The organism is Aedoeadaptatus coxii, assembly GCF_001553115.1.
GTDB lineage: Bacteria > Bacillota > Clostridia > Tissierellales > Peptoniphilaceae > Aedoeadaptatus > Aedoeadaptatus coxii.
Genome location: NZ_KQ960181.1, coordinates 139815 through 140445, shown reverse-complemented (window position 1 = coordinate 140445; position 631 = coordinate 139815). Strand labels below are relative to the sequence as shown.

The 631-nt window shown below is 42.9% G+C and carries 2 protein-coding genes and 1 pseudogene; 1 reads left to right on the top strand and 2 read right to left on the bottom strand.

Going from position 1 to position 631, the window contains the following annotated elements:
- Positions 1 to 122: pseudogene (locus tag HMPREF1863_RS09500) on the bottom strand (IS3-like element ISPar1 family transposase); the annotation flags it as partial.
- A gap of 97 nt (positions 123 to 219) precedes the next feature.
- Between HMPREF1863_RS09500 and HMPREF1863_RS09415 the strand changes: the two are divergent.
- Entirely contained in the window at positions 220 to 348 is a 129-nt protein-coding gene (locus tag HMPREF1863_RS09415) for an LDCC motif putative metal-binding protein (RefSeq protein WP_269746515.1), read from the top strand.
- Between the two features lie 88 nt (positions 349 to 436).
- Here HMPREF1863_RS09415 and HMPREF1863_RS09260 read toward each other — a convergent pair.
- The coding region (locus HMPREF1863_RS09260; protein ID WP_198142723.1) for an IS3 family transposase at positions 437 to 631 on the bottom strand (195 nt) is incomplete at its 5' end.

Sequence of the window (631 nt, the reverse complement as noted above, 5' to 3'; positions counted from 1 at the left end):
ATGGGTGCGTTGTCGTAGCAGTTGCCTTTTCTGGACCTGCTTTGGAAGATGTGGTGTTCTTTCAGCATGGCTTGATAGGTGGTCACTTGGTAGCCTCAACCGCGATCGGAGTGGAAGGTGCGGAAGATTTCGTTGGATCATTCGATGATTAAAGTGTACATTAAATTGGTATCAATTAACAGAACGAACGTAGAATGAACCCGTCACGGAGGCGAAACGATGAAATTTACCGAAACCATTAAGAACAAATGGAAACACTTTTTAAATAAATTGGCCAGCGAAAATAAGAAATCTTTTGGAGACGGTCCCTTGGATTGCTGCTCTCTGAACCAAAAAGAAAACCACTAAGTAAAGGTCCTTTAGAGTAGCCCCATAAAGTTGGACTTAATCGAGTAAGCATTTCGCTTGCTCGATTTTGTTTTACATAACATTCGTTCTATGCAGATTGCATCCGTTCACGGTATTGCTTCGGACTCAATCCTCCTAACTTTTCTTTGATTCGATCGTTGTTGTAGTTGCGGATAAAGTGTTCGATTGCCTGCACGAGTTCTTGCCGGCTTCGGTAGACGTAGCCGTCGTAGATTTCTCTTTTTAGGACACTGAAGAAGTTTTCCATGGGTGCGTTGTCGTA